General features: G+C 70.1%; 14 protein-coding genes. 8 read left to right on the top strand and 6 right to left on the bottom strand.

The features are described from left to right. Positions 1 to 832, bottom strand: an 832-nt coding sequence (locus FM051_RS19780; RefSeq protein ID WP_158845415.1) for a non-reducing end alpha-L-arabinofuranosidase family hydrolase, incomplete at its 3' end; no start/stop codon positions are given. A 326-nt stretch (positions 833 to 1,158) separates the two neighbouring features. Here FM051_RS19780 and FM051_RS50570 point away from each other — a divergent pair. Genes FM051_RS50570 through FM051_RS19795 form a run of 4 tightly spaced genes read left to right on the top strand, consistent with a single transcriptional unit; the run spans position 1,159 to position 4,803 of the window. Continuing rightward, complete coding sequence (locus FM051_RS50570) at positions 1,159 to 1,971, top strand: flavin-containing monooxygenase (protein ID WP_202918926.1); 813 nt, start codon at positions 1,159 to 1,161, stop codon at positions 1,969 to 1,971. Next, positions 1,965 to 2,504 (top strand): NAD(P)/FAD-dependent oxidoreductase, encoded by a 540-nt coding sequence (locus tag FM051_RS50575; RefSeq protein ID WP_202918927.1) that lies wholly within the window; start codon positions 1,965 to 1,967, stop codon positions 2,502 to 2,504. The genes FM051_RS50570 and FM051_RS50575 overlap by 7 nt, the downstream gene beginning before the upstream one ends. Then, a complete protein-coding gene (locus tag FM051_RS19790) occupies positions 2,501 to 3,379 on the top strand; it encodes an SDR family NAD(P)-dependent oxidoreductase (RefSeq protein ID WP_202918928.1) in 879 nt (292 codons plus the stop codon). The genes FM051_RS50575 and FM051_RS19790 overlap by 4 nt, the downstream gene beginning before the upstream one ends. Next, positions 3,376 to 4,803, top strand: a complete 1,428-nt coding sequence (locus tag FM051_RS19795) for an aldehyde dehydrogenase family protein (RefSeq protein WP_158845417.1) — start codon at positions 3,376 to 3,378, stop codon at positions 4,801 to 4,803. Before FM051_RS19790 ends, FM051_RS19795 begins: the two co-directional genes overlap by 4 nt. Before the next feature lie 8 nt (positions 4,804 to 4,811). On the opposite strand, the gene FM051_RS19800 is transcribed toward FM051_RS19795, so the two are convergent. Next, on the bottom strand, positions 4,812 to 5,888 hold the full coding sequence (locus FM051_RS19800) for an AraC family transcriptional regulator (RefSeq protein WP_158845420.1): 1,077 nt from the start codon (positions 5,886 to 5,888) through the stop codon (positions 4,812 to 4,814). Between the two features lie 154 nt (positions 5,889 to 6,042). On the opposite strand from FM051_RS19800, the gene FM051_RS19805 reads away from it, so the two are divergent. After that, a complete protein-coding gene (locus FM051_RS19805) occupies positions 6,043 to 6,804 on the top strand; it encodes an SDR family NAD(P)-dependent oxidoreductase (protein WP_158845423.1) in 762 nt (253 codons plus the stop codon). A gap of 105 nt (positions 6,805 to 6,909) precedes the next feature. On the opposite strand, the gene FM051_RS19810 is transcribed toward FM051_RS19805, so the two are convergent. The 4 genes from FM051_RS19810 to FM051_RS19825 are packed head-to-tail and all read right to left on the bottom strand — an operon-like array spanning position 6,910 to position 11,304. Further along, on the bottom strand, positions 6,910 to 7,785 hold the full coding sequence (locus tag FM051_RS19810) for a carbohydrate ABC transporter permease (RefSeq protein WP_158845426.1): 876 nt from the start codon (positions 7,783 to 7,785) through the stop codon (positions 6,910 to 6,912). Beyond that, complete coding sequence (locus FM051_RS19815; RefSeq protein WP_202918929.1) at positions 7,782 to 8,645, bottom strand: carbohydrate ABC transporter permease; 864 nt, start codon at positions 8,643 to 8,645, stop codon at positions 7,782 to 7,784. Before FM051_RS19815 ends, FM051_RS19810 begins: the two co-directional genes overlap by 4 nt. Next, the gene (locus tag FM051_RS19820) at positions 8,642 to 9,949 is read right to left on the bottom strand and encodes a sugar ABC transporter substrate-binding protein (protein WP_158845429.1); all 1,308 of its coding nucleotides are present in this window, start codon (positions 9,947 to 9,949) and stop codon (positions 8,642 to 8,644) included. Before FM051_RS19820 ends, FM051_RS19815 begins: the two co-directional genes overlap by 4 nt. After that, positions 9,946 to 11,304: a polysaccharide lyase 6 family protein gene (locus tag FM051_RS19825; RefSeq protein ID WP_158845432.1), complete on the bottom strand. Its 1,359-nt coding sequence runs from the start codon at positions 11,302 to 11,304 to the stop codon at positions 9,946 to 9,948. Before FM051_RS19825 ends, FM051_RS19820 begins: the two co-directional genes overlap by 4 nt. A gap of 271 nt (positions 11,305 to 11,575) precedes the next feature. On the opposite strand from FM051_RS19825, the gene FM051_RS50580 reads away from it, so the two are divergent. The 3 genes from FM051_RS50580 (at position 11,576) to FM051_RS19840 (ending at position 17,209) form a co-directional block, all read left to right on the top strand. After that, positions 11,576 to 12,028, top strand: a complete 453-nt coding sequence (locus FM051_RS50580; protein ID WP_202918930.1) for a glycoside hydrolase family 27 protein — start codon at positions 11,576 to 11,578, stop codon at positions 12,026 to 12,028. Next, the gene (locus FM051_RS19835; protein ID WP_158845435.1) at positions 12,028 to 12,870 is read left to right on the top strand and encodes an NPCBM/NEW2 domain-containing protein; all 843 of its coding nucleotides are present in this window, start codon (positions 12,028 to 12,030) and stop codon (positions 12,868 to 12,870) included. The genes FM051_RS50580 and FM051_RS19835 overlap by 1 nt, the downstream gene beginning before the upstream one ends. 499 nt (positions 12,871 to 13,369) lie before the next feature. Then, on the top strand, positions 13,370 to 17,209 hold the full coding sequence (locus FM051_RS19840; protein ID WP_158845438.1) for a CHAT domain-containing protein: 3,840 nt from the start codon (positions 13,370 to 13,372) through the stop codon (positions 17,207 to 17,209). Positions 17,210 to 17,596: the final 387 nt, after the last annotated feature.

The raw sequence follows: 17,596 nt of genomic DNA on the forward strand, positions 1-17,596 counted from the left end.
TGTCCGACGTCGTCGAGTACGCCGCGTTGTCACCGGTCTGGAAGACCAGGTACCACAGGCGTTGCGGCGCGAAGTAGAACACGTGCGGCGCCGCCTTGTACCCGCCACCGATCGCCGTCTGGTCCAGGTAGTGGTGCTGCGCCGAGCCCGCCTGCGACCAGTCCGTGAAGTTCAGGTACACCATGCTGTAGGCGCCGTTGTTGTTGGTGGTGCTGGCGAACACGTGGTAGCGGCCGTTGTGGTGGACGACCGACGGGTCCTTCACGGCGCGGATGCTGTGCGTGGCGTCCGATTTCGGGCCGATGAGCACACCGCTGGACCGCCACTGGAAGCTGCTCGGCAGGCTCGCGCCCACCTCGACGTCGAGGTGGTCCACGTTGGGCAGACCGGCCGAGGTGGTCGGATCCAGCCGGATGGTGTTGCCGCCCGATCTCAGGGTGACGGTCACCGTCTTGGTGAGCCAGGTGCTCCACGCGCCCGTGCTCTCGAACGACGGCGACCCGACCGTGGAGCCGTTGACGACCAGGTTCGCCGGCCGTGCGGTCGTGCCACCGTTGGCGAACCGGATGCCGACGGCCGCGGTGCCCGCGCTGGGGGCGTTGACGGTGAACTGCGCGTACGCCCCGGCGGCGTTGTCGCCGTTGCAGAAGCCGGAACCGGTGTACCCGGACCAGTTGGCGTCGATGGTGCCGGTGCACGTCGCCGGCGAGGCCTCGGCTTCGTACCGGGTGGGCGCCGCGTGCACCGGACTTGCCGACAAGGCGACGAGCACGGCCGCGACCAGCACGGCGAGGACGGATTTGGGTAAATGGCCGCCACTGCGCGAACCCATGCACGCCTCCTTGCGGGCAAATAGGTCACCGACGCAACCGGTCCGCCGCTGTTCACGGCTCTGAACTGCGGAAACCCTTGCTGGGAACGCTCCCGGAGGGTCGACGCTAACGCACCTCCCCGGAGCACGCAATATGCCGTCGCAAGATTGCTGCGAGTTCACCATGGTGAACAAATGCGTTATCGAATGTTCATGGTGATGAACGCGGAAATAATCGGCCTGGCCGCTGAAGTCCGCTTCGTGGCCGGTCGGGTCAGTGTCCGGTGAACGCCGGGTGAATACCGTTCCCTCAACACCGCTGGACGGATGAGGAAGAAGGCGGGTTGGTGGACAAGACCCAGTACGACACGTGTGTGGTCGGCGCCGGACCTGCCGGGCTGGCGGTCGCGAGGGCTCTGGCGGAACGGAATCTCCCGTACACGCACATCGAGCGGCACACGGCGGCCGGCGGTATCTGGGACATCGACAACCCCGGCAGTCCGATGTACGAGTCCGCGCACTTCATCTCCAGCCGGACCCAGTCGGGTTTCGGCGGCTGGCCGATGCCCGACCACTTCCCGGACTACCCCTCGCGCCCGCAGGTCCTGTCCTACCTCAGGTCGTTCGCCGACGCCAACGGGCTGACCGACCGCATCGAGTTCGGTGTCGAGGTCCGCGACGTGAAGAAGAACGCCGACGGCTCGTGGACGGTCACCCGAGCCGACGGCCGGGAGAGCGTCCACGCGCAGGTGGTGGTGTGCACTGGTTCGCAGTGGCACCCGAACATTCCCGAACTGCCGGGGGACTTCACCGGGGAGGTCCGGCACACGGTCGACTACCGCGCCGGCGAGGAACTGCGCGGCAAGCGCGTGCTGGTCGTGGGGGCGGGCAACTCCGGTTGCGATATCGCGTGCGACGCCGCGCGCACGGCCGACCACGCGGTGATCAGCATGCGGCGCGGCTACTGGTTCGTGCCCAAGCACGTGTTCGGCCGGCCCGTGGACACGCTCTCCGGTGTCGGGCCGAAGATGCCCATGTGGCTGGAACAGAAGGTCTTCGGCACACTGCTGAAGATCCTCAGCGGCGATCCCACGCGCCTCGGTCTGCCGAAGCCCGACCACAAGCTGTTCGAGACGCACCCTCGATCAACTCGATGCTGATCCACCACTTGCAGCACGGCGACATCACGGCCAAGCCCGGCATCGCCCGCGCCGAGGGCACGACGGTGCACTTCACCGACGGTGCGAAGGACGATTTCGACCTGGTCCTGCTGGCCACCGGCTACCGGCACAAGGTGCCGGTCGCGCAGGAGTACTTCGGCGACGAGCAGCACCCCGACCTGTACCTGTCGGTGTTCTCCCGCGAGCACGAGGGACTGTTCGGCGTCGGTTACGTGGAGACCAACGCCGGCGCCTACCGCCTCTTCGACACCCAGGCGCAGATGATCGCCGGGTTCATCCACGACACCCGGCGCGGGCTGCCCACCGCGGAGCGGTTCGCGCGCATGATCCGCGACGACCGCCCGGACCTCACCTCTGGCCTGAAATTCGTCGCTTCGCCCCGCCACACCGGTTACGTCGACAGCGGCGCATACCGGAAGTACGTCACGAAGGTCGCCAAGGCGATGAACTGGCCCACCGAGGGCAGACCGCCCTCGCGGACGCCCGAGTGGCGAAGCGAGGTGGTGTCGTGAGGGGTTTCGACTTCGACGCCAAGGTGATGCTCGTGACCGGCGGCGCCGGCGGGATCGGCAGCGCCCTGTGCCACCGCTTCGCTTCGCGCGGCGCGCGTTGCGTCGTCGTCGACATCGACGCCGGCCGCGCCGAGAAGGTGGCCGACGAACTCCCCGGCACCGGCCACGCCGGCATCGGATGCGACCTGCTGGACCGCGCCGAGGTGGAGCAGCTCTTCGCCCAAATCGCTGCCGACTACGGTCGCTTGGACGTCCTGGTCAACAACGTCGGCATGACCAGCGCCGAACGCTTCGACGTGCGCAGCGTCGACAGCATCCGGCGGGAGCTCGACCTCAACCTGCTCTCCCCGTTGGTCACGACGCGTCTCGCGATACCGCTGCTGCTGGCATCCGGTGACGCCCGGGTGATCACCACCGTGTCCCTCGGCGGGATCTTCCCGCTGGGGGAGACCCCGATCTACACGGCGTCGAAGTTCGGGCTGCGCGGTGCGATGCTCGCCATCGGGCTCGACCTCGAGGCCAAGGGCATCCTCGTCGGGTCCGTGCTGCCGTCGGCGACCGACACCCGGATGCTGCGCCAAGGGGCCGTGGACGGCGGGAACGCCATGCAGTTCCAGGACAAGCCGCAGCAACCCGCCCACGTCGTCGCGGCCGTGACGAGCCTGCTCGACCGACCACGCTTGGAGGCCTACCCCCGCCCGGCGGAGTCGCGCCTGGTCCGCTTCGCGATGCTGGCGCCGAACCTGCTGCCCAAGCTCCTGCCCCTGTTCCGCAAGCGCGGTGAGCGCGGCATGGCCCGCTACCCGGAGGACCTGCGCCGCCGGAGGTTGGCCCGCCAGGTCGGCGGTCGCTGGGAGTTGGTGGAGGAGTCATGAGTCGAGCCGATGCGCCGGACGAGTCGACGTTGCGGGTGCGCAACCCCGCGACCGGCGAGCTGATCACCACCCTGTCCGCCACTACCGGACGTGAAGTCGCCGAGGCGGCCGAGCGGGCACGGCGGGTGTTCGAGCGTGGGACGTGGTCGGGGCTTCCGCCACGCGAGCGGGCCTCGGTGCTGCTGCGGCTCGCCGATCTGATGGAACGCGATGCCGAGACACTGGCCCGCCTGGACAGCGAGGACGCTGGCAAACCCATCTCGGAGTGCCGCACGGGTGACGTGCCCGGCGCGATCGAGTGCATCCGCTGGTTCGCCGAGGCCGCCGACAAGGTCTTCGGCCGCGTCGCACCGACCGGCCCGGACCACCTGGGGCTGATCAGCCGCGAGCCGGTCGGCGTGGTCGCGGCGATCCTGCCGTGGAACTACCCGCTGGCCATGACCGCGTGGAAGGTCGGACCCGCCCTCGCCGCTGGGAACTGCCTGCTGCTCAAGCCCGCGGAGGCGACACCGCGCTCGGCGCTGCACCTCGCCGGCCTCGCCGCCGAAGCGGGTCTGCCGGCCGGTGTGCTCGCCGTGCTGCCCGGTTACGGCGCCGTCGCGGGCACCGCCCTCGCCCGCGACCCCGTCGTCGGCGCGCTGTCGTTCACCGGCTCGACCGCCGTAGGACGCAGTGTCCTGACCGACGCGGCGCAGACCAACTTCAAGCGCGTCTCACTCGAAATGGGCGGCAAGAGCCCACAGGTCCTGATGGCCGACGCGCTCCGATTCGGTGCGGAGCTCATCGACAACATGATCGAGGCCGCGTTCCTCACGACCGGGCAGAACTGCACGGCAGGCTCCCGTGTACTGGTCCACCGGGACATCGCGGACGGGGTCGTCGCCCGGTTCGTCGCCGCCGCCAAGTCCCTGGTCATCGGTGACCCTGCTGACCCGGAGACCCGGATCGGGCCGTTGATCAGCCACGCGGCCAGGGACCGAGTCGCGGCGGCGGTCGACGAGGCCCGTGCGGCCGGCGCGCACGTCCACACCGCGGGCCTGCCCGACAGCCTGCACCCCGCCGGCGCCTACTACCCACCCACCGTCGTCACCGACGCACCCGACGGCAGCACGGTCCTGACCCGGGAGCTGTTCGGACCGGTCGTCACCTTCCAGACCTTCGCCACGGAGGCCGAAGCGATCAGCCTGGCCAACGCCACCGAGTACGGGCTCGCCGCCTCGGTGTGGACCAGGGACCTCGACACCGCTTGGCGCCTGGCGCGGGGCATCCAGGCCGGCGTGGTCTCCGTCAACTCCTACAGCGAAGGCGACATCACCACCCCCTTCGGCGGCTGGAAGCAGTCCGGGTTCGGCGGCGCGGAGAAGTCCACGACCGCCTTCGACCAGTGGACCAGGGAGAAAACGGTCTGGATCCGCACCCGTTGAGCCGGCACTCAGCCGACCGGCCCCTCCCGATCAAGGATGTCCCCACGCAGCTGCAAAGGCGCGACACCGTGCCACCGGCGCACGGCCCGCCGAAGGGCGCGTACGTCGGAGAAACCCACCCGGCGCGCGATGTCGCTCAGCGTCAGCTCGGGCCGGCGCAGCAACTGCTCGACCCGTTCACGCCGGACGCCGTCCACGATCGCCTCGTAGGTGGTGCCGCACTCGGCCGGCCGACGCCGCAGGGTGCGCTCGCCGGCCGCATGCCGGTGAGCCTGCTGCGCGAACGAGGGCACGGTCGGAAGGCTCTGCGCGATCGAGACCTCCACCACCTCCAGCAGGTCCTGCCGGCTGCGGCGGGACACCACTTGCGCGTCCAGCAGTTCCAGCACGGAGGCGAAGGTCACGGGGTCGCGGCCCGGCATCGCGGTGCCCGCCCACGAGTCGGGGAACACAAGGCGGTTGCCGGCGGCCCCGAACCGCACCGGACACCGGAACAGGTCGTCGAACAGGCCGGTGTCACGCGGGGTGGGAAAGGCGAATTCGACGACCTGCGGGGCGAAGGCAGGGCCCATGGTCAGGCGGGTGAGCGTGGTGACGCTGGAGAACGCCTCCTCGACCAGGAAGACCGCGACGGCGGGGTCCAGGGCGGGATCGGGCAGGTCGACCCGCAGCACGAAGCCGAGGTCCTCCTGCCGGGCCGACCACACCACCATCGCCCCCGACAGGTTCTGGAACCGCATCCCCGTCTCGACGGCGTCCCGGAGGGTGTCGGCGGCCATCAGGGCGAACCCGAGCAGTCCCCACGAGGTCAGGTGCTGCGCGGCGCCCACGCGCAGACCCAGGTGCGCGTCCGCGGTCAGTTCGATGGCGCGGCGGATGACGGCACTGCCCTGGCGGTAGGAGACGCGCAGCGCGGCGGACCGCATCACCGCCTCGTCCAGGCCGACGCGCGTCAGCGCGGGCCGGAGGTCGACACCGTCCTCGGCGGCGATCGGAGCGAGGTAGCGCAGGATGTTCGGCGGGATGGTCGCGGACGTGCTGCGGCTCGTTCCCTGCGAGGGCACCTGACCGGAGGCAGCGGGCATCGCACACCCCTTTCCTGACCGCTCCACTGTAGACAGCTTCGGCGTTCCGCCGGTTCGGCTTGACCGGGTTTGCGCGGCCATACAGGGGACGGCAGCGGCCGGCGACCGCGTCTGCCGGGGACAGGACGGGTAGCTCGGAGCTACTCTCCCACCCATGCCCACGGCCCTCGTCACCGGAGCCACCGCCGGAATCGGCGCGCGGTTCGCCCACCACCTCGCCGGCCGGGGCTACGACCTGGTCCTGGTCGCCCGTGACGAGGAACGACTCGGTCGGTCGGCCGCGATCCACCGCGCCGGGACCGGGGTGGCGGTCGAAGTGCTCCCGGCCGATCTCGCGACCGAGGACGGGATCGCCGCGGTCGAGCGGCGGGTGGCCCGGGGTGTGGACCTGGTCGTGAACAACGCCGGCTTCGGGCAACAGGGCGACTTCCTCGGTTCGGAGATCGACGAGGAGGTGGCCATGCTGAAGGTGCATTGCGAGGCGGTGCTGCGCATCACCCGCGCCGCGCTCCCTCCTATGCTCGAACGCCGCGCCGGCGGCGTCGTCAACGTCGCCTCGGTGGCCGCGTTCTTCTCCCGCGGCACCTACAGCGCGTCCAAAGCATGGGTCGTCACCTTCAGCGACAGCGTCCGGCAGCAGATCAGTGGCGGCGGAGTGCACGTGATGGCGCTGTGCCCCGGCTGGGTCCGCACCGAGTTCCACGAACGCTCGGGCATGGACACCTCGGGGATCCCCGCCTTCCTGTGGCTCGACCCGGACCGACTCGTGACGGCGGCACTGCGTGATCTCCGGCGGGGCGTCGCGGTCAGCGTGCCCGGCCTCCCGTACAAAGTCGTCATCGGACTCGCCAAGATCCTGCCCCGACGCCTCACCACCAGGCTGTCCGCCCGCACGGGCAGCCGGCACGACCACTGAACGGCACGACGACGTAACACTGCTCGGACCCAGCGGCGTCGGGCGCTGCGGCACACGGTCTACGACCTGCGCAACAGCGTGCACCTGCAGGTTGCCGATCCGGTGTCATCCCTTGATCGCTCCGGTGGTGATCCCGCGAAGGAAGGACTTCTGCAACCCCAGGTACACGAGCAGGCTCGGTACCAGCGCCAGCAGCGCTCCGGCCAGCACGATCCCCGGCCCGACCTGGTCGTCGGAACGCAACGACAGCAGGGCGACCGTCAACGTGTAGTCGGACGGGTCGTCGGCCACGATCAGCGGGAGCAGGTACTGCTCCCAGATCATGGTGAAACCGAACACGGCGACCACGCCGAGCGCGGGCTTGCACAGCGGGAGGATGATCCGGGCGAAGATCCGCAGCTCTCCCGCACCGTCAACAGTGGCCGCTTCCTCGATCTCCACCGGGATGTCCTTCATGAACTCGGTCATGACGAAGATGGAGAACCCCCAGGCACCCAGCGGGAGGATGACCCCCAGCAGCGTGCCCCTCAGGCTGACGTGCAGGACGGGAAGGTCGCCGATCACCAGTGACAGCGGGATGGCGATCACCTCCTCCGGCAGCATCATGGTGGTGAGGACGGCCAGCAGGACGACAGCCTGACCGCGGAATTTCTTGCGCGCCAACGCATAGGCGGCGAACACGCTGACGGCGAGTTGGAGCAACAAAGCGCCCCCGGCGATGACCAGGGAGTTGAGCAGGTAGTCCCAGATGTGGTTCCGGCCCGCCGCCGCGAAGTTCGCCAGCGACGGGTTGTCCGGCACGACGGACAACTTGGTGGGGTCGGGATTGTCGTCGAACGCCCCGGAGAAGATCGTCAGCAGCGGGCCGCAGAACACGAGCACGGCGCTCACGCACAACAGCACCCGCACAGCCTTCGAGAACCAGGCGGAGCGGTCGTTGGACCACCCGAGCGCGGTGTCGGACCTGCCGGAGACGCTCATACCTTCTCCTTGGCGCGCCGGTAGACCTGCACGATCACGGTCATCACAAAGGTGAGCAGGAACAGCAGCACGGAGCCCGCGGACGCGATCCCGATCTCGTTGCGCTCGAACGCCGTGGTGAACACGCGGGTCATCCACACGTCGGTCGATCCGGCGGGACCGCCGCCGGTGAGCACGTAGACCTCGGTGAACACCCGCATCCCGCGGATCGCGGCCAGCGTCAGCAGGATCGTGACCACGGGCCGCAGCGCGGGCAGCGTCACGTAGCGGACGCGTTGCCACGTCGAGGTCCCGTCGATGGCGGCGGCCTCGTACTGCTGCCGGTCGATGCCCGCGAGCCCCGCCAGGATCAGCACCATGTCGTACGGCGCGCCCTTCCACACGCCGACGGCCATCACCGACCACAGCGCGGTGTCCGGGTGGTCGAGGAAGGTCCAGGGGCCGAGGCCGAAGAAGTCCAGGGCGGTGTTGAGGAACCCCTCGGGCGCCGGGTAGTACAGCAGCCGCCAGATCTCGCCGATGACCGCCGTGGCCGCGACGACCGGCAGGAACACCGCCGACCGCACGAACCACAGCGAGCGGGCGTGGCCCTCCAGCAGCAGGGCGAGCCCGAACCCGATGATCATCGACCCGAACGTCTGCCCGGCCGCCAGCAGGACCGTGCGACCGATGGCGTCCTGGAAGCGCTCGTCGGTGACCAGGCGCGTGTAGTTGTCCAGGCCGACGAAGATGTCGCCGAGGAACGGCCGGACCTGGAACAGGCTCAGCCGGATCCCCTCGGCCATCGGCAGGTACTTGAAGACCGCGAACAACAGCAGCGCGGGGAGCAGGAACAGCCACGGGACGGCTCTCGCCCTCACCGGGCCACACCCTGCGACCGGAGCTCCTGCTCCAGGCTCTCCGCGAGCTCGCCCAGCTCGCCCTTCACGTCCGTGCCGCACGTGGCGAAGATCGAGTTCAGCGTCTCGGAGGTCTGCTGCCGGAACGGCTGGAAGTTCGGCACGTTCGGGAACGGCCGCGCGTCGTCCTGGTAGGCGTCGGCGACCGCGGTCCAACGCGGGTCGTCGTAGACCTTCTCCACGTCCACGTTCTTGTTGACGGGCAGGCGGACGACGGGTTGCGGATCGCCCTTCATACCGGCCTGCTGCGCGTCGGCACCGATCAGGAACTCCGCGAGCTTCGTCTGGTCGGCCACGCGCGGAGAGCCGGCCATCAGGTAGATGTTCTCGCCTTCACCGAGGACGGTGGCGCCCGCCGGTCCGCGCGGTGCCGCCACCACCTCGTACTTGTCCTTGCCCAGGCTCTTGTCGAAGCGGCCGAACATGTACGGGCCGGTGAGGTAGACACCGGCCTTGCCGGACTCGAAGAACGGGTGCGCGTCGTTGGTGCCGAGCGTCAGCGCGCCGGGCACGACGACCTTGCTGTCGCAGAACAGCCCACGCAGCCACTGGACGGATTCGACCGTCCGGTCGGAGTCGACCGCGACGGAGAACTTGTCGCCGTCCTGTTCGAGGATGTCGCCGCCGCCCTGCCACAGGTAGTTCGACGCCCACCACGCGAGGTAGCCGCGGTCGGTGGTGCCGGGGACGAGCATCCCGTAGGTGTCGGCCTGCCCGTTGCCGTCCGGGTCGTCGGTGGTGAACGCCGAGGCGAGGTCGGCCAGTTCCGCCCAGGTCCGCGGGACGGGTTTGCCCAGCCTCTCGCGCCAGTCCTTGCGGATGAGCGTGACCATGGCCTGGGTGGAGAACGGCACGGCGTAGTACTTGCCGTCCGCGGCCTTGGCGTTGTTCCAGGCCCGGTCGACGATGTCGGCGTTGCCCGCGACGGAGCCGCGGTCCAACTCGCCGACCAGGCCCTGCTGGGTGAACACGCCGAGCGAGCCGGTGTCGGTGATCACCACGTCCGGTAGGTCCTTCGTGGCGGCACGCTGCTGGATCTGCTTGTCGAAGTCGTTGAAGACCGGCTTGTAGTCGACCTTGACGCCCGTCTTCCGCTCGAAGTCGGCGAAGAGCTCGGTGTAGACCTCGGCTGTCGCCTCGGTGCTGCGCGTCCACACCTCGAACGGCGCGCTGGGGTCCTGTTGAACCTGCGCGGCACCCGAAGGGCCGGATCCGCACGCGGCGAGGACGAGCCCGGCGGCGGTCAGTGCCGCGAACTTCTTCATGCGCTCCCCGGCCCTACGTCAGTGCGGCTCAACGGCTTGCGCGAGCCCCCGGACACCAGTTCGTCCGCGCCCACGTCGAACGTGCCGACCCTGGTCTGGAGGTCGAAGTCCGTCCCGGCGTAGGAGTAGCCGCCGACGGCCGCGTCCACCGCCGGGCTGCCCGCCGACAGGCGCCACAGGCCGCCCCCGTCCTGGACGAGCTTCGGGTCGACGTCGCGGTAGCCGTTGGGGATCCCCGCGCTGCCACCCCGCGCGATGTTGCCCTCGTACCGCACGACCGAGCCGCTCGCCATCGAGATCAGCGGGCCGGAGGTGCCGCGCACGATGTTGTTCGCGACGACGCAGTCCTTGGGCTTGTAGGTGCCGCCATCGCTGTCGATCACCGCGGAGGACCCGATCAGCGTGTTGAACGCGACCGTCACCCGGTCCGGTCGGTCGTGCAACGTGCTGGTCGGCCCGCTGTCGGCCTCGCTGCCGGACCCGAACACGATCGCCCGCCCGCCGCTGTTGGCGACGTGGTTGTTCACCACCCGGTGGTCGTTGCCGTGGAACCTGATGCCGGAGCCGAACAGCACGTTGCCCTCGACGAGGCTGCGGTGGCCGTGCCGCAACACGATGTACCCGCGGCTGTCGCGGATCGTGTTGTACCGCACCGTGTTGTCCGACGACTTGACCGAGATCGCCTCGGAGTCGCCGTCGGCCTTCTCGAACAGGTTGTACTCCACCACCGCGTTCGCCGAGTACGACTGCTTGTGGCTGTAGCCCAGGCGGATCGACTCGCCGCCGTTCGAACCGGCGAAAGTGTGGTTGTAGAAGAAGTTGCGGTGGATGCGCGACCGCTTGGCGACGTTGTCGGACGGTCCCGAGATCTGCAGGAACACACCCTCGGAGCTGCGGTTGCGGAACGTGTTGCGGTCCACCTCGACGTCGTCGCCGTTGACCACGACCCAGTTGCCGGCGCCGGTGAGCTGCACGGTGTTGCGCGTGAGTCGGATGTGGTGCGCGGACTCCGGCACCGACAGCGAGCCGCCGTGCGCCAGGGAGAACCCCCGCAGCACCACGTCGTGCACGCCGCCCGCGAACGAGAAGCCCGTCGTGCCGCGGATCTCGGCCTTGCCGACGTTCTGCGCCGTCACGGTCACCGGCGCGCCGGACGTGCCCGAACGGCGGATGGTGATCGGGCCGCTGGTCGAGTAGGACCCGTCGGCCAGCTCGATCCGGTCACCCGGCGCGGCCGAGTCCAGCGCCTTCTGCAACGCGGCCAGCCCGGTGACCCGCGTCACCGCCGCGTGTGCGGGCACCGCGGTGCCGAGGCAGACCACAGCTGTGGCCACCAACAGGGGAACAAGCCTCATCCTCGGACTCCAGACCAACGGGAGTCCACAGTGGACGGCAAGGTCATCGCACACCGCCTCCAGGCAACACTTTCGGGGCGGCGGTGGTCTCACGCTACGAGCAGGCGGGGTGGGCGGTCAAGCACGGAACTGGTCTGGACCGATTCGACCGGCGCAAATAGTAAAGAAGTATTCCTCGGATGCTTCGACGTGCTTGACGCGGTAGTGCGCCCGTGAATACCCTCCGAGCCCAGGTAGACATCGGATCTCTTCGACGGCGAAGGGACGTGTCATGGCAGTGACCGGAAGGCTCCTGGCTGCGGCGACGTTGCTGGCCGGCTTGGTCGTGGCCGTTCCGGCGGTTCCGGTCGTCGCGGCCGAACCGGTACTCGCCCTCACGCCGCCGATGGGGTTCAACAACTGGAACGCCACCGGCTGCGACGTGGACGAGAAGCTCATCCGCGACACGGCGGACATCTTCGTGTCCTCTGGCCTGAAGGACGCGGGCTACGAGTACGTGAACGTGGACGACTGCTGGGCGGACGCCACCCGTGATCCGGAGACCGGCAGGCTGCGACACCACCCGACGAGGTTTCCCAGCGGCATCAAGGCGCTCGCGGACTACGTGCACGGCAAGGGCCTGAAGTTCGGCATCTACACCAGCGCCGGCACCCAGACCTGCGCCACAAGGACTTCCAGACCGCCGGCGCGGTCTCCGCCTCGGTGCCGCAGCACGGCTCGGTGATGTACCGGGTCCGCCCGGGTGGGCCGTGGATCGGCCGGGAGCCGTTGCTCGACCTCGGTCTGGACGTCCCGCCCGCGATCGCGGGCGTGCCGGGCACGATCGTCCCGCCCGGTGTTCCGCTCGAGGCGACGATGACGGCGGTCAACCACGCCCGCGTGCCGGTGCTCGACGCCCGGCTCCGGCTCGCCGTCCCACCGGACTGGCAGGTCCAACCCCTGGCGCCGGGGCGGAAAGCCGTTCTGGGCACCGGGGACTCGGTGACCGGGCGCTGGCGGGTCACCCCGCCCGCGTCGGCGGCTCCGGGCGGCTACCGGCTGTCCGGTGAACTCGGGGCGAGGTGGCTCAGGCCCGTGAACCGCGTCGCCCAGGCGGAGCTGTCGGCTCCGTCGGCCCCACCCGGCGGGACGGTCGACATCGGTGACGTGGCGTTCGCCCTGGAACGCGGCGGCTACGGCCCGGTCGAGCGCGACAAGTCCAACGGGAGCTGGAAACCCGGCGACGGCAAACCGTTGTCCATCAACGGGGTCAAGTACGCCAAGGGCCTGGGTGGGCACGCGCCGACCGAACTGGTCGTGTACCTGGGCGGCGCCTGCACCTCGTTCACCAGTGACGTCGGCATCGACGACGAACGCGACGAGCGGATGCAGGGCTCGGCCGGCTTCGAGGTGTGGGCGGACGGCGCCAAGGCCGCCGACAGCGGCGTCCGCACCTGGCAGGACGACCCCGTCACCATCACGGCGGCACTGCCCGGAGCCCGCTTCCTCCGCCTGGTGATCAACGACGGCGGTGACGGCAACTCCTACGACCGGGGCGACTTCGCCGGCGCGAAGCTCACCTGTTGACCGGTGCGGCGGCCCCCTCGGATGACGGGCCGCCGCACCCCCGTTACCTTCTTCGCAGCTCCTGATCAGGAAGTCGTGGTCACAGGGCCGACTCGCGACACAGAGGACCACAACGTCGCTGTCTGCGGATGAGTGTGTCCGTACTTCTGCGTATGCCGTCGGTCGTGGCTGGACGAGGATCTCTGCACGCCTCGTCCACCTGCGGTGGGTACCGCAGGGCGCGGGTTAGCCGGGAGGCCGAGCGTGGTGGTGGCCGGGCCGCGAAACGGGGACGTGGTGATGAACATGCGCGGCGACACACCCGCCGTGCGGCCAGGAGTGCCGCTCGGGCTCCAGAGCCGCCTGCAGGCGGGTGCGCGGCAAGTGCTCGCGGACTCGGTCGACGTCGGAGGTGAGCCCGCCGCCCGGAATCATCGCCGCCTCCTACGGCTGCCTGCACGACTCCGCGGGTGCCGACGCCGTTCGACTCGTGCAGGGCAGCGACAGGAGTTCGAGGACGATGCGTGACGAGTTGTCGGCCGAATTGCTCGCCCGGCTCCAGGACCCGGGCGTCGACGTCCTCGACGCCGGCGTCCTGGAGCTGGCCCGCCGGCTGGAGCGGGCCACCGCGGATGTCGACCACGACCCCGAAGTGCTCTTGCTGTTGTTGACGGTGCACTGGCAGCGCTACCGGTTGCTGCCCGTCGGCCAGGACCTGCACGACATGTCACGGCTGCTCGACCTCACCGGGCGCCTCGCCGCGCTCGACGAGCAGCTGGTGCCGCCGGTACTGCGCGACCTGGTCGGGAACCCCACCGCCGCCCACGAGGCGAACGTCCTCGACGCCCTCCAGAACAGCGGCGCCGACGAAGAAGCGTTCGCCCGGTTGATCGACACCCAGCGGCACGTCGTCGACGACCTCCCGGTGGGATCGCCAGACCGGGGACGAGCGATGTTGCTGCTGGTCGAGCTGCTCAGGAACGCGGCCGAGCGCTTCGGTGACGCGGACCGCGCACGGGACGCGGTCGCGGTCGCCAGGTCGGCGGCGCTTGAGCCCTGGGATGCCGAGTCGCTGCCGTTCATGGTGATGACGCTCATGACGGCGCTCCTCGGGCAGTACCAGCACACCGGCGAACTGCCGGTGCTGGACGAGGCGATCGAGGCGGCCAGGCAAGGCGTCGCCGTGTCCGCCGCCGAGGACGTGTGGGCGCACCAGGCGAATCTGGGGCACGCGTTGAGCCTGGCGTTCCGCGCCACCTCGGACACCTCGCTGCTCGACGAGTCCATCGCACTGTTGCGGCACGCCTGGGCGGCTCGCCCGAAGGAGAACCCGCTCGCGGCCATCGTGCCCATGTACCTCGCCATGGCGTTGCAGCTGCGGTTCGACGCGACCGATGACATGTCGGTGCTCGACGAGATCACGAGGATGATCCGCGAGGCCACGGTGGGGCTCGATCCGGGTTCACCCTTCGCGGGTGCCATCTGGGGCAGCCTGTGCACTGTCACGCGCCTGCGGTTCGAACGGGTCGACGACGCGCGGTTCCTCACCGAGTCCGTCGAGGCCGGGCGAGTGGCCGTGCGCCTGGTCCCCCCTGGGCACAACGACCGGGCGGAGGTCCTCTCCGCGTTGGGGGTGGCACTGCTCCGCCGCTACGAACTGGACCGCGATTCCGCCGCAGGGGACGAGGCGTGCGCGCTGTTGCGCGAGGCGTGCTCGACATCGAGGGCGGACCACCCGAAGCGCGTCGCGTGGCTCACGAACCTGGCGACCGCACTGCGGGCCCTTTACGACCGGACACGGGAACCCGCCGTTGTGGACGAAGCACTGGACGCGGCGAGGACCGCAGCGCGGCTGCCCGTGGCGAGCGGCCCCGAAAAGCCCGGGATCCTGCAGGCCCTGGCCGCGGTCCTGCTGAACCTGCACCGGCAGCTCGGTGATCAACCCGCCCTGGACGAAGCCGTGCGGCTGCTGCGCGAAGCCGTGCGACTGGTCGACGGCGATGCCCGCGCACCGCTGTACCTCGGCACCCTGGCCAGTGCCCTCGGCACCGCGCACACCGTCTCGGGAGATCGGCGCTTCCTGCTGGAGGCCATCGAGACCGCATACCGCGCTGTCGTCGCCAACCCCCTCGGCCACGTCGACCGACCCGCGCACCTGAGCCGCATGGGAGCGATCCTCACGTCGGGATACCACCTCACCGGCGACCTGTCCCTGCTGCGCAGGGCGGTCGCAGTCGGTAGACAGGCCGTGGCGGAGTCCGCCGAGACCCGCCTGGAGTGGCCCGTGCTGGTGTCGCGCCTGAGTTCGGCGCTGCGCGATCTCGCCGACCGCACACCGGAAACCGGACTGCTCGACGAGGCGGTCGCCATGGCGCGGAGCGCCGTGGCGGCGTTACCACCGAACGACCCGGTGCGGCCCGCCCACCTCGGTTCACTCGCCGCGACCCTGGAAGAACTCTACGACAGGACGGGGGATCCCCAGGCCGATCGCGAATCGGTCGCGCTCCTCCGCACGGCCGTCGCGGAAGCCGATCGCCTGTCGCCCGACACGCGGGCGTCACTGCGTTCCTCCCTCAGCGCCCGACTGCTCGGCAACGGAACGCGCGCCGCGGACCGCGCGGTGCTCGTCGAGGCGGAGGAACTGGCCGCGGAGGCGGTGAGCCTCACCGCCGACCGGCCGGTCAGCCACGCTTTCGCGGTCTACAGACTCGCCCGGGTACGGCTCGCGCGCTACCGGAACAGCCCCGACAGCACCGTGATCGCCTCGGCGAGCCGGTTGTTCCACCAGGTCGCCGACACGGTGGGCGTCCCGGTCGGCCTCACGCTGAGGGCGCTGCGGTGGTCCGCGTCGACCGCGCTCGTCGTCGGTGACACCGAGCGCGCGGTCGCCGATGTCGAACGGGCGGTCGCGCTGCTCCCCGAGCTGGCGCCGGAAACGCTCGACACGACCGACCGGCGGCGCCTGATCGTCTCGACCGAAGGCCTGGCCTCGACCGCGCTCGCCGCGCTCGCCCGCGCCGGTCGGCCGGAGCGGGCCGTGGAGTTGCTGGAGCAGACCCGCGGGATCCTGGTGGCCGATGCGATCACCGGTCGGACGGGTCTGGACGCACTGCGCGAAGTCCGGGCCGACCTCGCCGACGAGGTGGCCCGTCTCCGCATCGCGCGAGCGGGGCTGAACAGACCGGACGACGACGACCCGCTCGCGGCGGTCCGGCGGCGTGACAGCTGGACCGCCGCCTGGAAGGGGGTGCTCGACCGGATTCACGCCCTGACGGACTTCTCGCACTTCCTGATGCCACCCGAATACGACGACCTGCGGGCCGAGTCCGCCGAAGGTCCGATCGTCTACGTGGCGGCCGAGGAACGCGGCGGGGTCGCCGTGGTTGTCACGCCGGAGGGCCCGGTGGTGGTGGAGTTGCCCGACGCCGACGCGAACGGTGCCGCCCGCCAGGTGCGCAAGCTGCGTGAGGCACACGCCCTGGCCGACGGTCCGACATCGGGGGAGTGGCACGAGGCCCAGGTGGTCGTCGGTCAGGTCTTGGAGCGGTGTTGGAGTGCGATCGCCGAACCCGTGCTCGATCGCCTGGTGAACGTCGACCGGCTCTGGTGGTGCCCGGTGGGCGTGCTCGGTGCCCTGCCGCTGCACGCCGCCGGCCGGCACACGGCGCGTGACGGCAGCACGGTGTTCGACCGGGTGGTGTCGTCTTACACGCCGAGTGTCCGGGCACTCGCGTGGTCACGTGCCGCAGCGGCGGCCGCCACGCCGTCGTTGCTGGTCGTCGCGGCGCCTGACGTGGAAGGCGGTGCTCTTCCCTCCGTGGGGGAGGAAGTGCGCCACCTCGTGGGAGCGGTGCCGTCTGCCACCGTCCTGTCGGGTGGGACGACCCGCGACGACGTGCTGTCCGAACTGCCCCGGCACACCGCCGTCCACTTCGCCTGCCACGGGGTGGCCGACGTGGAACGCCCCGAGGAGAGCATGCTCGTGCTCCACGACCACCTGATCAGCCCGCTCACGGTGTCGGCCATCGCGCGGCTGCGGCTGGAGCGGGCGGACCTGGCCTACCTCTCCGCCTGCTCCACCGCGGAAACAGCCCGAGGTCACCACGACGAGTCCACCCACGTGGCCGGTGCGCTCCAGCTCGCCGGGTTCAGGGAGGTCGTGGGCACGCTGTGGCCGATCCGCGACCGGTTCGCGGCCCGGGTCGCCGCGAAGATCTACGATCGCATCGTGGTCGACGGCGTCGTCCGGACCGCACCCGGTGCCGCGGCGCGCGCGGTGCACGAGGTCATCCGGAACCAGCGGGACCGGAAGCCGGACCGCCCGCTGGACTGGGCTGCTCACGTCCACTTCGGACGGTGAGGGTGCGTCCCCTGCGAAGCGACACCCGTCACGGGCAGGCCCCGCCACCGGGGTAACTGCTCATCCACCAATGCGCGCACCGTCTCCAGTGACAGGAAAGTCCTGGTCACCGGCTACCGGGCACGCCTCACCGAACTCCCCGACATCATCCGCACCGTCACCACCCTCAAGTACTACCGACTCGGCTGGTGACCCTTCTGAATAGCGCTCGTAGTCTGCTCGACTTCCCACGACAAGGTGACGGGCGACCGGACCGGTGACGTGCGGTCGATGGTTCGACCCGTTCGTGGCGGCCGCGTCCGGCGGGGCTCACCCGATGGTTCGGTTCGGGCGCGCATGTTCGGCTCCGGCACGGTCGGCGGTGCCAGGATCGAGGCGGTCGCACGG

The sequence above is a fragment of the Saccharothrix deserti genome (genome assembly GCF_009769385.1).
GTDB classification, from domain to species: Bacteria; Actinomycetota; Actinomycetes; order Mycobacteriales; family Pseudonocardiaceae; genus Actinosynnema; species Actinosynnema deserti.

Bases quoted from the DNA above. Each gene is read 5' to 3' on its own strand.
- FM051_RS19835 (WP_158845435.1), top strand. From the start codon at position 12,028: ATGTACCGGGTCCGCCCGGGTGGGCCGTGGATCGGCCGGGAGCCGTTG.
- FM051_RS50580 (WP_202918930.1), top strand. From the start codon at position 11,576: ATGGCAGTGACCGGAAGGCTCCTGGCTGCGGCGACGTTGCTGGCCGGC.
- FM051_RS19825 (WP_158845432.1), bottom strand. From the start codon at position 11,304: ATGAGGCTTGTTCCCCTGTTGGTGGCCACAGCTGTGGTCTGCCTCGGC.
- FM051_RS19840 (WP_158845438.1), top strand. From the start codon at position 13,370: ATGCGTGACGAGTTGTCGGCCGAATTGCTCGCCCGGCTCCAGGACCCG.
- FM051_RS19810 (WP_158845426.1), bottom strand. From the start codon at position 7,785: ATGAGCGTCTCCGGCAGGTCCGACACCGCGCTCGGGTGGTCCAACGAC.
- FM051_RS19800 (WP_158845420.1), bottom strand. From the start codon at position 5,888: ATGCCCGCTGCCTCCGGTCAGGTGCCCTCGCAGGGAACGAGCCGCAGC.
- FM051_RS19795 (WP_158845417.1), top strand. From the start codon at position 3,376: ATGAGTCGAGCCGATGCGCCGGACGAGTCGACGTTGCGGGTGCGCAAC.
- FM051_RS19820 (WP_158845429.1), bottom strand. From the start codon at position 9,949: ATGAAGAAGTTCGCGGCACTGACCGCCGCCGGGCTCGTCCTCGCCGCG.
- FM051_RS19805 (WP_158845423.1), top strand. From the start codon at position 6,043: ATGCCCACGGCCCTCGTCACCGGAGCCACCGCCGGAATCGGCGCGCGG.
- FM051_RS50575 (WP_202918927.1), top strand. From the start codon at position 1,965: ATGCTGATCCACCACTTGCAGCACGGCGACATCACGGCCAAGCCCGGC.